The organism is Bradyrhizobium sp. UFLA05-153, assembly GCF_054185185.1.
This window is the reverse complement of record NZ_JBBIAM010000025.1, coordinates 54,241-67,860: the sequence shown is the minus strand read 5'-3', so window position 1 is coordinate 67,860 and position 13,620 is coordinate 54,241. Positions and strand designations below refer to the sequence as shown.

At 64.9% G+C, this 13,620-nt stretch carries 11 protein-coding genes and 1 pseudogene; 6 read left to right on the top strand and 6 right to left on the bottom strand.

Going from position 1 to position 13,620, the window contains the following annotated elements; all coding sequences use genetic code 11:
• Positions 1–49 precede the first annotated feature (49 nt).
• Positions 50–1,291 carry a tyrosine-type recombinase/integrase gene (locus Q2941_RS17400; RefSeq protein ID WP_458193228.1) on the bottom strand — a complete coding sequence of 414 codons (1,242 nt, stop codon included), beginning with the start codon at positions 1,289–1,291 and terminating at the stop codon, positions 50–52.
• A 145-nt stretch (positions 1,292–1,436) separates the two neighbouring features.
• On the opposite strand from Q2941_RS17400, the pseudogene Q2941_RS17395 reads away from it, so the two are divergent.
• A pseudogene (locus Q2941_RS17395) lies at positions 1,437–1,868 on the top strand (Bug family tripartite tricarboxylate transporter substrate binding protein); the annotation flags it as partial.
• A 121-nt stretch (positions 1,869–1,989) separates the two neighbouring features.
• Here the strand turns inward: Q2941_RS17395 and Q2941_RS17390 are convergent.
• The gene (locus tag Q2941_RS17390) at positions 1,990–2,637 is read right to left on the bottom strand and encodes a glutathione S-transferase family protein (protein ID WP_458193227.1); all 648 of its coding nucleotides are present in this window, start codon (positions 2,635–2,637) and stop codon (positions 1,990–1,992) included.
• Between the two features lie 12 nt (positions 2,638–2,649).
• Entirely contained in the window at positions 2,650–3,537 is an 888-nt protein-coding gene (locus Q2941_RS17385; protein ID WP_458193226.1) for a LysR substrate-binding domain-containing protein, read from the bottom strand.
• A gap of 93 nt (positions 3,538–3,630) precedes the next feature.
• On the opposite strand from Q2941_RS17385, the gene Q2941_RS17380 reads away from it, so the two are divergent.
• Positions 3,631–4,383: a sulfite exporter TauE/SafE family protein gene (locus Q2941_RS17380; RefSeq protein WP_458193225.1), complete on the top strand. Its 753-nt coding sequence runs from the start codon at positions 3,631–3,633 to the stop codon at positions 4,381–4,383.
• Here Q2941_RS17380 and Q2941_RS17375 read toward each other — a convergent pair.
• The gene (locus Q2941_RS17375) at positions 4,380–5,015 is read right to left on the bottom strand and encodes a LysE family translocator (RefSeq protein WP_027522264.1); all 636 of its coding nucleotides are present in this window, start codon (positions 5,013–5,015) and stop codon (positions 4,380–4,382) included. The genes Q2941_RS17380 and Q2941_RS17375 overlap by 4 nt on opposite strands.
• 220 nt (positions 5,016–5,235) lie before the next feature.
• Here Q2941_RS17375 and Q2941_RS17370 point away from each other — a divergent pair, with 220 nt between their 5' ends.
• Complete coding sequence (locus tag Q2941_RS17370) at positions 5,236–7,032, top strand: tetratricopeptide repeat protein (RefSeq protein WP_027522263.1); 1,797 nt, start codon at positions 5,236–5,238, stop codon at positions 7,030–7,032.
• Positions 7,033–7,220: 188 nt separating this feature from the next.
• Positions 7,221–10,028, top strand: coding sequence for a di-heme-cytochrome C peroxidase (locus Q2941_RS17365; protein WP_458193224.1), 2,808 nt, complete (start codon positions 7,221–7,223; stop codon positions 10,026–10,028).
• Between the two features lie 54 nt (positions 10,029–10,082).
• On the opposite strand, the gene Q2941_RS17360 is transcribed toward Q2941_RS17365, so the two are convergent.
• Positions 10,083–11,030, bottom strand: a complete 948-nt coding sequence (locus tag Q2941_RS17360; protein WP_027522261.1) for an alpha/beta fold hydrolase — start codon at positions 11,028–11,030, stop codon at positions 10,083–10,085.
• A gap of 207 nt (positions 11,031–11,237) precedes the next feature.
• On the opposite strand from Q2941_RS17360, the gene Q2941_RS17355 reads away from it, so the two are divergent.
• A complete protein-coding gene (locus Q2941_RS17355; protein ID WP_254110763.1) occupies positions 11,238–11,702 on the top strand; it encodes an Hsp20 family protein in 465 nt (154 codons plus the stop codon).
• Positions 11,703–11,865: 163 nt separating this feature from the next.
• Positions 11,866–12,636 carry an alpha/beta fold hydrolase gene (locus Q2941_RS17350; RefSeq protein ID WP_458193223.1) on the top strand — a complete coding sequence of 257 codons (771 nt, stop codon included), beginning with the start codon at positions 11,866–11,868 and terminating at the stop codon, positions 12,634–12,636.
• A 161-nt stretch (positions 12,637–12,797) separates the two neighbouring features.
• Here Q2941_RS17350 and Q2941_RS17345 read toward each other — a convergent pair whose 3' ends face one another.
• Positions 12,798–13,580 (bottom strand): hypothetical protein, encoded by a 783-nt coding sequence (locus tag Q2941_RS17345; RefSeq protein WP_458193222.1) that lies wholly within the window; start codon positions 13,578–13,580, stop codon positions 12,798–12,800.
• Positions 13,581–13,620: the final 40 nt, after the last annotated feature.

Here is a 13,620-nt window from a genome sequence, read left to right as displayed (position 1 = left end):
AAAAGCTTCGGCTCGGACCGTGCCGCATCTAAAAGCGGCGGAAACAGGCTCATCGCCGCGGCGCCAGCACCGTGACGTTGGACGGAGGCGGCTCGTCGAGCAACAGCGCCGCGCGGCTCACATCGTCGGAATGCTCGGTGATGTACCGGGCGTAATTTTTTTCGACCATCTGTGTGCTCGTGTCATGACTCGCAGCCACAATGCGAATCGGCACACCGCGCAACAGCGCGCGCGTGATCGAGCTATGCCGCAAGCAATACAGCGTCGTTTCTTTCGGATCGAGATTCGCCGCCTCGATCGCGGTGAGCACGTCGCGGCGATAGTCGGCATGCGGATTCTTCTCGTCCCACGGCTGCCCGTCGCTGCGCAACAGCAGGAATGCGCCCGCTGCGCGATCGGCCGCGGCGCGCTGTAATCGTGACGCCAGCGCGGGCGTGATCGGCACGCTGTAGCGGTGCGCTTTTTTCGCGGCGCGATTGCGTCCGCCACCCTTGCCGGACCGCGGCATCATCAGCTTGGGCTTGGTGCCGAGAATCAGATCGTCGCAGCGCAGTCGCGTTGCTTGGCCCGGGCGCGCGCCTGTCACGGCGAGGACATCGGCAAGCAACCCAAGCGCGGCATCACGCGCGTAGCACTCCGCAACCAGTTCGAGCACCTTGGCGTCGGTCAGGACGATGTTGCGCGCGCGCTGGCTGTCGGGCAGGCTCTCCAGCCCTTGGCGCCAGATATGCGAGCGGTGCTTCGCCGTCAGCTCCAACGCGGCCTGCAGCGAGTTCATGACGCGGTTGATGGTGGCGGGCTTCACCTTGCCCTTAGCGACCAGCGCGTCGCGCCAGTGCTTCAAGTCGTGCGCGGTGATCAGCGCCAGCGGCTTCGCCAGCAGCGCGGCCGTGAGATGCACGCGCGGCTGCTTCGCGTTGTACGGATTGGCGCCGCGCGCTTCGAGGTCGCGACCATAAGCCGTCAACGCCTGATCGAGCGTGAGCGGCTTGGTCGGATCGTCCGCCGCGTCCGCCGGCCGCACCAATGTGCGCGCCGCGTCGACGGCTTGGGTGTAGTCCAAGACGCGCTTGCCATCGGCCGTCTCGTGGTCGTCCGCGGTGCCGAACCGCTTCAGCCACTCGCCGCCCGCATGATCGGAGGCGCGCACGCTCCACGTCCCGGCGCCGGCATTGCGCCGATAGCCGAGCGACAGGCCGGGACCGAGGCGCTGCCAGTGCGGTTTCTTGCGGATCGGCAGGCGCTGCCGGGCGGTCGCGGTCTCCAGCGGGCTGCGTTGCTTGCGGGGCATGGTCGTCTCCGAGTGTCCGCCGAGTGTCAGAAACGGCGGGAGAGGGTCCTATAGGGTGAAACGGGTATCTATAGGGTATCTCTTGGCCGTTCAATGACTTGCGCGGGGCACTATAGGGCGCTGTCGGGCGAGAGCAAGCCCGATTTTGCCCTATCGCGGCGCGGCGCCCGCGGTGAACGATCTCCTGGGCCAGCAGGTGCAAATGACCTTCCTCGATCTCCCCGTGCTGCTGCCGCAGATCAAGGCAGGCGCCTTGAAACCCATCGCCGTCGGCTCGCCCGACCGCGCGCCCACCGCGCCCGAGGTGCCGACCACGGCAGAAGCGGGTTTTCCGGACCTGCGGATCGAGAACTGGTACGGCATGGTGGCGCCGAAGGGCACGCCGAAAGAGATCGTCGACAAGCTGCACCGCCTCGCAACGCAAGCGATGACTGATGCAGCGGTGAAGGAGAAGCTCGCCGCCCAAGGCGCGACGCTGATCGGCGATAGCCCCGAGCATTTCCGCACATTCATCGCGGACGAGACCGCGAAATGGGCCAAGGTGATCAAGGACGCCGGCGTCGAGACGGCGAAGTGACGCTAAAGCGCGATGTGAATAGTCATCGCGCTTTGGCTTATTGTTTTAGAATGATCTCCGCGCAAAACGCGTTCCGCGTTTGTCGCGAGGGAAACCGCTTCACACTTTTCCGGATCATACTCTAATAGGCGAGACGGCCGCGCAATTCCCCAAACGGAATCATCACATGCGTGCGAAACGCCGCCCGCTCCTGCAGTGTACGGTACCAGCGCTCGACCGCCGGCAGCGCGGGGCGCTCGATCTCCAGTTCGAAATAGCGGTAGAGCGACGTGCCGGCCGTGATGTCGGCAAGCGACAACTCCGCACCGAGCAGGAACGATCGCTGTTCGAGGAGCCGTTCCAGCTTGGTGAAATGCTGCACGCAGCGCGCAAGGGCTGCGCGGATTGCCGGCCAATTGCGCTGGTCCTCGGGCGTGCGGAAGAAACCCCAGAACACGCCGTTGAGAAAATCCGGCTGTAGCGCAGTCTGCGACCAGTCCATCCAGCCGTCGACGCGCGCCCGCACGGCCGGATCCTCCGACCAAAAGCGTTCCGCCCCGTGGCGCGCCGCGAGATAGCGAAGGATGGCATGCGATTCCCAGACGATCGTCCCGCCATCATCGATGACTGGAACACGGCCGTGCGGATTCATCGCCAGAAATTCCAGCGCATCGAGGCCGCCAAAGGAGCCGCCGGCATTGATGTGCTCGTGGGCGAGATCGAGTTCGCCGATCAGCCACATCACTTTCTGCACATTGAACGAGCTGCGTCGTCCCCACACCTTCAACATATGGTCTCACCTCTAAACTGCGGCGCGAAGGTACTCGACCAGTTGCTTGGCCGGGCGAGGCAATGCCTTGAAGCTTCGGGCGCAGATCGTCAACCTCCGATTGGCCCAGCTGTCGCGGATCCGGATCGCCACGATCGGCATCGATCGCGCGCAGCGCTTCGCCGCAGTCTCCGGAACGACGGCGACCCCGACATCGGCCGCGACCATCTGGCAGATCGCATCGAAATCGCGCAAGCGGGCACGGACGCGCAGACGCGCGCCGAGCTTCGCCGCATGCCGCGCGATATGAACCTGCAACGCGGTCGATGCCGTCAGGCCGACGAAATCGCGATCCGCCACTTCCTGGAAATCGATCTGGCGGCGACTACCGAGCTCGCTGCGCCGGGCGGCCACGAGGGTTAGCCGGTCCTCGCTGAACAGGAATCGCTCGATGCTGTCGGGCAAAGCGTGCTCGGCGGCGAAGCCGAGATCGGCAGCGCCGCTCGCGATCGCGGTCGCGATATCGGCGCTCTCGCGCTCCTCCACGTCGACGTTGATGTCGGGATGCTCGCGCAGGAAAGTTGCGAGCGCCCGCGGCAGGTGCTCCGACAGCCCCGACGTGTTGGCGAGCAACAGCACGCTCGCACGCACGCCGCTGGCAAAGCCCGCGAGATCGCCGCGCATTGCCTCGACCTGGTGGATGACGAGCCGCGCATGATCGAGCAGGCTTTCGCCCGCGGCGGTCAATTCCACGCCGCGCCGTCCGCGCTTCAGAAGCGCTACGCCGAACGCGTCCTCCAGGCCCTTGATCCGTGCGCTTGCGGAGGCCAGCGCCAGATGCGAGCGCTCGGCGCCGCGGGTGATGCTGCGCTGGTCCGCCACCGCGATGAAGAGCTGGAGGTCAACAAGGTCGAATCGCACGGGACAAATCTCCTTTAGCCTTCGTCCTAGGCGAAGGCTGTCTCCGTAACCTCCAGATTGTGCCATCTCCACCGATCGGTCAATGTGGCCGGCATGATCGACCCGCTCATCATTCTCATTGCCGCCGTCTTCCTGACTGCCGGATTCGTCAAGGGCGTGATCGGGCTCGGCCTGCCAACCGTGTCGATGGGCCTGCTCGCAGTGACCATGGCGCCGGGCCGGGCGATCACCATCGTCATCGTGCCGGCAATCATCACCAACATCTGGCAGACTTTCGTCGGCCCTCATTTGCTCGACATCCTCCGCCGGCTGTGGCCGCTGATGCTCGGCACCGTGATCGGGAGCTGGCTCAATGCCGGCGCGCTGACCGGCCCCTATGCGCGCTACGGCTCTGTGGTGCTCGGCCTGCTGCTGGTGATCTACGCGATCGTCGGGCTGAACAAGTTCCAGTTTCGTGTCGCGCCAAGGAACGAGAAATGGGTCGGCGGCGCCGTCGGCGTCGTCACCGGCGTGATCTCGGCCTCGACCGGCGTGCAGGTGATTCCATCGATGCCGTTCATGCAGGCGATCGGCATGGAGAAGGACGAGTTGGTGCAGGCGCTCGGCGTGTTCTTCACGGTCGCAACGCTCGCGCTCGCCTTCAACCTCACCGCGGGCGGACTACTGACACCAGCCAACGCCGTGCCGGGCATCGTCGCCATGGCCTGCGCCTTTGCCGGCATGTTCATCGGCCAGTCGCTGCGCTCGAAGATGCCGGCCGAGACGTTTCGCCGCTGGTTTTTGATCGCGATGGTCCTGCTCGGACTCTACCTCGCCGGCAGCGCGCTGCTGAAAGAGTTTATTTAGCGCGCTTCCAGCATCGCAACGCGGAAGCCGAGATAGACGAAGAGCCCGCCGAGCGCGCGGTTGATCCAGGCGATGATTCCGTCGGACCGCCGGAGCCGCAGCGCAGCCTTCGCGGCAAACGCCGCCAGGAACAGCGACCACAAAGTGCCCGTGCAGATGAAGATCAGGCCGAGCGTCAGGAAGGCGAGCGGCTTGTGCGGGGCATCGACTGCGACGAATTGCGGCAGGAAGGCCAGGAAGAACAGCGCGACCTTGGGATTGAGCGCGTTGGTGAAGACGCCCTGGAGGAAGACTCGCCGCAGCGGCGTCCGCCCATCCTCGCCCGTCAGGGAACCCGCGAGCACCGGCCGCGACCACAGCATCTGCAAACCGGTCAGCACGAGATAGGCAGCACCCACCAGCTTCACGACCGAAAACGCGGTGGACGAGGCCATCAGCAGTGCGGAGAGACCGATTGCCGCGCCCGTGACGTGGAATAAGCAGCCGCAACTGATGCCGAACGCCGCCGCGGCGCCGCCGCGCCAGCCCAATTGCATGCTGCGGCCGATGACATAGACCGTATCCGGTCCCGGCGTGATGTTGAGGGCCACGCCCGACAGGACGAAGAGCCAGAGTTCGTGAATGCCGAGCATGTTTCGCGTCCCTGAAGGCCACCCAAGCGGCCGGCTTAGTCGGTTCGGCGAGCTGCGTCCACCACCGGATTTGCCTAGGATTTGCAACGAAATTGCAATGCGGATCATACTTCCGCTTGCCTGCGCGTGCTCTATAAGGGGTAGGTTCTGGAAATGCACGGATTCGCGGAAGACCGTCACGCCGGTGGCCGGTTCCCGATCCCTTGGAGCCCGCGAGAATATGGAGAGACGCCTGGCCGCCATCGTCTGCGCCGACGTCGCCGGCTATTCGCGCATGATGGGCACTGACGAGGCCGGCACCCATGCCGCCTTCAAGGCCCATCGCAGTGCGATCCATCCCATTATCCTCAATCATGGCGGCCGCGTCGTGAAGAACACCGGCGACGGCTTCCTGCTGGAATTCCCCAGCATCGTCGGCGCGACCGAAGCCGCGATCGCGATGCAGCTCCTGATGGCGGAGCGCAACGACCACCTGCCCGCCGACCGCGCCATGCAATTCCGACTCGGGATCCACATGGGCGACATCATCGCCGACGAGGACGAGGTGTTCGGCGACGACGTCAACATCGCCGTCCGCCTCGAATCGGTGGCGAGCCCCGGCGGGTTCGCAATCTCGGCCAAGGCCTTTGGCGAGGCCGGCAAGCACCTCAACATGCCGCTGGCCAATGCCGGGACGCACCGCTTCAAGAACATCAAGGAGCCGATCGGCGTCTTCACCTGGACGCCGGACGGCACGTCCGCTCAGGTGGCGCAGACCAAAGAGGTCTCGGCGCTGCCGCAGCAATATCGCACCGCTATCGTGGGCGTGCTGCCCTTTGCCAATTTGAGCGACGCCGGCGACGAATATTTCTCCGACGGCCTCACCGAGGATCTGATTCACGCGCTGGCCCTGCAATCCTTCTATCGCGTGCTCAGCCGCAACTCGACCTTCGCCTTCAAGGGCAGGAACCTCTCGACCCGGCTGATCGCGCGCGAGATCGACGCGACCTACCTGATCCAGGGTTCGGTGCGGCGCGCCGGCAGCAAGATCCGCGTCACGGCCGAGCTGATCGCGCCGGAGACCGGCGAGCAGCTCTGGACCGGCCGCTACGACCGCGACATCGGCGACCTCTTCGCCATGCAGGACGAGATCACGACCAACCTGTCGGCTGCGATCGCGACCGAAATTTTCCGTGCGGAAGCCTCCGCTCCGGCGCGCCAGACCAACGATGTCACCGCCTGGGACCGCTTCCTGAAGGGGCTGTCACACTACTACCGGCAGACCAAGGAGGACTTCGACACCGCCATCGCGCTGTTCAAGGAAGCGATCTCGCTCGATCCCAAGCTTTCGATCGCGCATGCCTATCTCGCCACGATCCAGCTCCAGAGCATCCAGTTCGGCTGGGTCAAGGGCTCGCGCGAGATGTGGGTCGCGGCGATGCATCTGGCCGAGACCAGTGTCCGGCTCGACCCGCGCTCCTCTTTCGCATTCTCGATCCTGTCCTGGGTTCATGCGCAGGACGGGCATTACGAGGCCGCGATGGACGCCGCCAAGCGCGCGGTCGCGCTCAACCCCTACGACATGGGCGCGCGCGGCGTGCTCGGCATCTGCCACTTCGTCATCGGCGAGCATCGCCAGGCGATCGAGCTGTTCTCGATGGCGGCGCAGCGCGGCAACAGCGATCCGCGCTACCAATGGGCGGCGCTGAACGCGTTCAGCCATTATATGCTGGGCCAATACGACGCGACGTTGTCGTGGGCGCGGGAGCAGCTCTACATCAATCCGAACCACATGCAGGCGCTCGCGATCCGCGCCGCGGCACTGGCGCAGCTCGGACGGGCCGAAGAAGCCACTGAGGCGGCCGAGGTGCTGATGAGCAACTACCCGAGCCTGACGGTCGAGCGGCACCTGAGGAATTTTCACTGGAAGCAGGCTTCGGACCTCGCCCATTACCGCGAAGGGCTCCTGAAGGCGGGCGTCCCGCTCGTCAAGCTCAGCCTCGTCCAGAGCGACGTCAAACGCGCCGCCGATTCCTAAGAGCGCAAACCGCAACAGGGCGGCGCCGTCACGCGCGCTTCTGTTGACAGGACAGCGAATTCGGCCACACTTCGTTGCACGCTGTAGTAGCATAAGCTGCCGGTCCAGCGCTTTATCTTTGTTAGGATTTTCCGCGCTCTATCGGCGCGTCTGCTTTTCACGATTCGCTATTTTCAGGATTTTGGGCCATGCATGACTCCGCTTCGAAGCCCCCCTTCGACCCCTCGATCCAGGTCTCGCCGAACAATCCCTGTCCGTTCCTGCGCGGCCTCGTTGGCGAAGGCTTTGTCGATGGCGGGACCGTCCCGCTCCGCACGCTATCGCAAACGATCGCGAATGCGAGCGGCGAGACCGGGCTGAAGAAGACCTCGGCCCGCATCCAGGTCCGAGGCGTTGCACTGATCGCCAACGGCGCCTGTCACATCCTGCAAAGCATCTTCTGGGGCGCGCAGCTCAATAGGCTGCGCGGCGGCCCGCTCGACAAGCTCGGTGCCGGCTCGCGCATCCTCGGCGTCGACGGGAGCGTCAACGAGGACGAGATCGCGCGGCTCGCAAGTTTCGGCAGCACCTACGCCGATCCCGACGGCGGCACCGAGACTGGGCTCAACGCCTCGCAAATCCAGACCTTCATGGACGACAATCTCAAGCGCGCCGGCAATCAATCGCGCTGGTACTACCCGATCCTGATGAAGTTCGAATGGCCGATCCTGCTCAAGATCATGGGCAAGGGTCAGGGTGACGACCGCTATCTCAGCGTGGCCGAGGTGAGGACATTGTTCAACGAGCGCAAATTTCCTGACAGGATCACCCAGCGGGTCGTCAGCCAGCCGGTCACGCCGCCCTCGCTCATATTCCGCGTTGCCGGCGGACTCGTCGCCGCGCTCCTCGTCTTTGGCGTCGTGGCGCTGCGTTTTCCCGATCAATTCCAGCCGATGCTGCCCGGCATCCTCGGGGACCTGGTGGCGCCGCCATTGCCGGAGCACGTCGAACCCCGGGCCGCGTACTGGCTCGAGCAAAACTGGGCGCTCGAGGACCGACACTGGTTTCATCACGCAAGCCAGGGCACCGCGACCTTCCCGGTGCCCTATCGCTGGTTCATGGCGCTGGAGCAGCCGCGGCTTCATTTTTTCGCAAAACCCGGGATGCTACATGACAGCGACCATCTGCAGCGCTTCGGCTTCATCCCCAGCCCACAGACGATCAACACCGACGACACCACGCTGCGCCGGTTCGGCTATGCCAACGTCTACGACAAGACGAAGCCGGTGCCGGCGCGGCTTTGGGATCCCCCGGTTGACTGGGGCACCCAGGCTGAAAACGTCGACGGCCTGCCCGTCGGCTTTGCGCGCATGACCGGTGTGCCCGATCCCACGACCGGCCAAATCGGTGAGGACCGGATCGGCCTGACCTGCGCCGCCTGCCACACTGGCCAGATCCACTACAAAGGCATCGACATCCGCTTCGACGGCGGCCCGGCGATGACCGACCTGAGGAAGCTCGAGATCACGACCGGCCTGTCGATCGCCTACACGCTCCTCGTGCCGGGCCGCTTTACGCGCTTCGCCGACCGTGTGCTCGGACCCTCCGCCAGCGATGCGGATCGCGATGCGCTGAAGCAGAAGCTGCGTGCGATCAGCACGTTCCTGATCGACTGGGAGAAGACCTACAAGAAGACCATCGACGGCAAGACGAGGTTCAACGAGAAGACGAAGCGGGAAGAGCAGCAGCAGGACACGGAGGAAGGATACGGCCGTCTCGACGCGCTCAACCGCATCGGCAACCAGGTCTTCTCCCAGGACATGGCGCTCAGCGGCCTCAGCGGCTTCGAGAAGAATCTCCATGCCAAGGACGCGCCGGTCAGCTTCCCGCCGATCTGGACCGTGCCCTGGCTCAAATTCGCGCAATATGACGCTTCCATCGAACAACCGCTGATCCGCAATGCCGGCGAGGCGCTCGGCGTGACCGCGCTGCTCAATCTGTCCGACAATACACCCAAGGACACGCTGTTCCGCTCGTCGATGGACATCAAGAATCTAAACTGGATCGAGGATCTGCTGAAGGGGTCGGCGCCCTATCCCAAAAAGCAGCTCTCGGGACTGACATCACCGAAATGGCCGTCGGACATCTTCGGCGATGATGCCTGGAAGATCGATGGTGACCGCGTCAAGAACGGCCGTAAGCTCTACGCGCAGATCTGCGCCGAGTGCCATCTCGGGCCGGTCAACGATCCCGTGTTCGACGCCGAATTTCCGGACCAGAGCATTTGGACCCCGACGCGCTGGGAGACCATCGGCAGCGACAAATTCCTGAACGAGGTCCAGAAAGGCGTCAAAGGCATGGGGACCGATCCCGCTCAGGCCAGTGTGCTGGCGACGCGAACGGTTCAGGTGCCGGGCTTTCTCAAGCTCGATCCCACGCAAAAACTCAATGCCTGGTGGAGCTGCAACCTGCCGGATGTCTCTTCGACCGATATGCCGTACTCGCTCGGCCTGATGGTGCTCGTCGACATCGTCAGCCGCAAGGCGATGGACGATGCGAAGATCGACCCGAAGGTTCAGGAGGCCTGGTGGGGTAAGCGCAAGAACTGCCCGAACCCCGGTCCGCAGCCGCCCGATAAAAAGGAGCCGCCGCCCTGGTATCGCGCGCGCCCACTCAACGGCGTCTGGGCCACCGCGCCTTACCTGCACAACGGATCGGTGCCCTCGCTCTACTGGATGCTGAGCCCCGCGGCCGAGCGCCCCAAATCGTTCTGCATGGGTGGTGGTCGCGACTACGATCCGAAGCAGGTCGGATTCGCGGTCGTCGACGGCGAGAGCTGCAAGACCGGGCAGTCGCGCTTCTCGACGCGAGCGTCTGACGGCACCGAGCTGTTCGGCAACAGCAATGCCGGCCACTCGTTCGATGGCACGCCGGGTCCCGGCAAGGACGGCACCATCGGCCGCGCGCTCAAAGAGCAAGAGCGCTACGACCTGATCGAGTATCTGAAGACGCTGTAGCGCGCCTTCTTCCCTCGCCCCCCAAGCGGGACGTGGGAGCGTACCGCCCGCCCCTCACCCGAACAGCGGCGTGCCGGGGACGAAGGCATCGAAGGCCGCCCAGAACTGGGAGCGGTAACGGTCCTGCTCCTGGAGGATCTCGTGCTTTGCACCGGCGATCACGAGGTGAGAGCCGGCGCGCAAGTGATAGGCGAACTCCTCGATCGCGGCGGTGGAAACGATGCTGTCGTTGGAGGCCGCCAGCATCAGGATCGGCTGGCGGATCTCGGACGGATAAGACATGCCCTTAAAGGTGTGCATCGCACGGCACGCGGTGTCGGCCCAGGCGACCGTTGGCGAGGCAAGGCCGAGCGTCGGATCCTCCTCGAGGAGGGCGGCATTGCGCGCGTAGCGCACGGGATCGCTGGTCAGGGGATTGTTGATGAAGGGATCCATGCCGGTGATGCGGTCGTTGCCGCCGGGAATGTAGCGGCCACCCTGCCCGAGCAGCCGCATTGTCCTGAGCAAGGCCCGCGACGGAAACGAGGTGGCGCGGCCCGGCAGATCGATCATCGGCGCCGACAGCACCATGCGGTCGAACCAGCGCTTGCCCGAATGTGCAACCCTGAGCATCACGGCGCCGCCCATGGAATGGGCGAGCGCGAAGAAGGGTGGCGGACAATCCGGCAGCACCACCTGCTGGACGAAGGTCTCGACGTCGATCTCGAAGTCGGAGAAGGACCGTACATAGCCCTTGCGTGGATCGCGCAGGCGGCGGGAGGAATGGCCCTGCCCGCGCCAGTCGATCATCGCCACCGCAAAGCCGCGATCGCGCAGATCCCGCACCGTCTCGAAGTATTTTTCGATCTGCTCGCTACGGCCGGTGAAGACGCAGACCGTGCCCTTGCGCCCCGCAGGCGGCGCCCAGCGCGCAAAGCGCAGCTCGGCGCCGTCGGGCGTCTTGATGGTGCCGCTGACGACGTTTTCGGGAACGGGATTGGCGGGAATCGAGACCAGCGTCATGGGCAGGAAATGCCAGGAATCAAGGGGCGGGAGCGCCGAAAAGGCGCTGCTATCGCCCTCTTGAACGCTGTTTCACCCCACCCATATCATTTTCGTGCAGGCCGCTACCAGTGCTTCGGGAACCCGAGCATCAGGCTGCACACAGACTAAAGCCCGGCCCGATTGGCGGGCGGGTTACCAGATCAGTCGCTCAATGGAGGACTAACCATGCGTACCTACGACCTGACTCCCTTCTATCGCTCCACCGTCGGCTTCGACCGTCTCTTCAACCTGCTCGACCAGACGACCTCGGACGGCAGCCCCGGCTATCCCCCCTACAACATCGAGCGCACCGGCGAGAACGCCTACCGCATCACGGTTGCGGTCTCCGGCTTCTCCAAGGACGAGCTATCCATCGTCGCGAAGGAAAACACGCTGACGATCAAGGGCGAGAAAGTCGCCAATGAGAACAGCAAGTCCGAAGTGCTCTATCGCGGTATCGCCGCACGCGCCTTCGAGCGCGCCTTCCAGCTTGCCGATTTCGTGCAGGTGAAGGACGCCTCGCTCGAGAACGGCCTGCTCCATGTCGACCTCGTGCGCGAGATTCCCGAGGCCAAGAAGCCGCGCCAGATCGCGATCAACACCAGCGCGCAGGCCACGCAGGTGATCGAGGGCGAGAAGGCCGCCGCCTAAGGCGTGCATCACATTCGACTTCCAAGTTGCGAAAACGCCCCGGTGCCCCGGGGCGTTTTTGTTTGTCCTGTTTGCACTGCATCACAGAGCGGTGAAGAGGCGTAACGCGGCTGCGGCGCAGTCCGTCCTTCCTGGCATCGAACAAGACAGACGGAGATCGACCATGAAGGTTTGGCGTACCCTGTTAGTCGCAGCGAGCTTGCTGGCCGCGCCCATCACCCTCGCCTACGCGCAATCGACGGCGCCGGTGAAGGCGAAGAATGTCGTGCTGGTGCATGGCGCCTGGGCTGATGGTTCGAGCTGGTCCGACGTCATCCCGATCTTGCAGGCGGCAGGATTGCATGTCACGGCCGTGCAGAACCCGCTTACGTCGCTCTCCGAATCCGTCGAGGCCACAGAGCGCGCGCTGGCCGAACAGGACGGCCCGACGGTTCTGGTCGCGCATTCCTGGGGCGGCACGGTGATCAGCCAGGTCGGCACCGATCCGAAGGTGACCGGGCTCGTCTACATCGCCGCGCGAGCGCCGGATGCGAACGAGGATTTCGTGGCACTGTCGAAGCAATTCCCGACCGGCCCGGTGCGCGCCGGCATCGTCGAGCGCGACGGCTTCACAAAACTCTCCGAGGACGCGTTCCTGAAATATTTTGCCAATGGCGTTACGCCGGAGAAGGCCAAGGAGCTCTACGCCGTGCAGTGGCCGACGGCGGCCTCGATCTTCGCCGGCCGCACGACGGACGCCGCGTGGCATGCGAAGCCGAGCTGGTATGCGGTGTTGAAGAATGACGACACCATCAACCCCGACCTGCAACGTTTCCTCGCCAAGCGCATGCACGCGACCACCGTCGAACTCGATGCCGGCCACCTGTCGCTGGTGTCGCGTCCGAAGGAAGTGGCGAATCTGATCCTGCAAGCCGCCGGATACGGGCAGAGCTGAGTGCGCAACACGATTGAACGCAAAAGGCGCCAGGATTTTCCCGGCGCCTTTCGTCTCGCTCAGTTCTCCCCCCAAGTCGTCCCGGCGAAGTCCGGGACGAAGCCGTGAGTGTGGCGCGCAGTTTTCGCATCAAGCGACCGTTCGACTGCGCACCTCGTCGCCTACTCCAATCCCTGCGCGGCCGGCATGTCCTGGGTCGGCAGGATGGTCGGGACGGGCTTGGTCTGGCCGACTGTCGGCGCGCTTGCTTGCGGCGCGGCCTCGCTGGGCTTGGCCTGCACGGCTGCGGCCTGCTGCGAGGCTTCAGCCCGAGCCTGGGGCGCCTGAACCTGCTGCGACGCGGGCTCGGATGCTGCCGGCTTGGCCGCAGCCACAGGGGTCTCGCCGCGTAGCGGGGCGGCCTTCGGAATCGGAACGGTGCGGCTTGCGACATGCGGGATCGGAGCCGGTGGCCGCGGCGCCGCGCTGCGGATCACAGTCGGCGGCGGCAGCGCGCCCTGCGGCCCGTAAGGTGCTACCGCACCTTCGTCATAGGCCGGCCCCATGCCGAAGCCGGGGCCGAAGGCCGGCATGAAGCGCAAAATCCGCCCGTCACGGGCGTCGATCACAAGCCGGCCGTCGTCGCCGCGGCGGTCGATCACGGCGATGGTGTAGACCAGCCCACGCAGGCGCGGGATGCCCAACGGCGAGAAGCCGTTTTCACGCAGCACGGCGTAGACCTCGGTTGCCGGCAGCAGCGCCGGGACGGGCGGGCGCTCATATTCATAGCCGTAACCATAGGCACGCGACGGCGGCGGCGCCTCCGGCGGGCCATAGGGCCCGTCGAAATCCGAGACGGTAGTGGCGGGCCCGCGGAGCCCTCCGTTCCCCAGCACCTGCGCGTCGGCAGCAGATACCGCCAGCACGCATGCGGCGGTAGCCACCCATCCTGTGAACAACTTCATGGTCGAAACGCTCCTGTCAGGCCCGCGGACGGCATGCGCT

Bases quoted from the DNA above. Each gene is read 5' to 3' on its own strand.
- Q2941_RS17400 (WP_458193228.1), bottom strand. From the start codon at position 1,291: ATGCCCCGCAAGCAACGCAGCCCGCTGGAGACCGCGACCGCCCGGCAG.
- Q2941_RS17390 (WP_458193227.1), bottom strand. From the start codon at position 2,637: ATGTTGAAGGTGTGGGGACGACGCAGCTCGTTCAATGTGCAGAAAGTG.
- Q2941_RS17380 (WP_458193225.1), top strand. From the start codon at position 3,631: ATGATCGACCCGCTCATCATTCTCATTGCCGCCGTCTTCCTGACTGCC.
- Q2941_RS17375 (WP_027522264.1), bottom strand. From the start codon at position 5,015: ATGCTCGGCATTCACGAACTCTGGCTCTTCGTCCTGTCGGGCGTGGCC.
- Q2941_RS17370 (WP_027522263.1), top strand. From the start codon at position 5,236: ATGGAGAGACGCCTGGCCGCCATCGTCTGCGCCGACGTCGCCGGCTAT.
- Q2941_RS17365 (WP_458193224.1), top strand. From the start codon at position 7,221: ATGCATGACTCCGCTTCGAAGCCCCCCTTCGACCCCTCGATCCAGGTC.
- Q2941_RS17360 (WP_027522261.1), bottom strand. From the start codon at position 11,030: ATGACGCTGGTCTCGATTCCCGCCAATCCCGTTCCCGAAAACGTCGTC.
- Q2941_RS17355 (WP_254110763.1), top strand. From the start codon at position 11,238: ATGCGTACCTACGACCTGACTCCCTTCTATCGCTCCACCGTCGGCTTC.
- Q2941_RS17350 (WP_458193223.1), top strand. From the start codon at position 11,866: ATGAAGGTTTGGCGTACCCTGTTAGTCGCAGCGAGCTTGCTGGCCGCG.
- Q2941_RS17345 (WP_458193222.1), bottom strand. From the start codon at position 13,580: ATGAAGTTGTTCACAGGATGGGTGGCTACCGCCGCATGCGTGCTGGCG.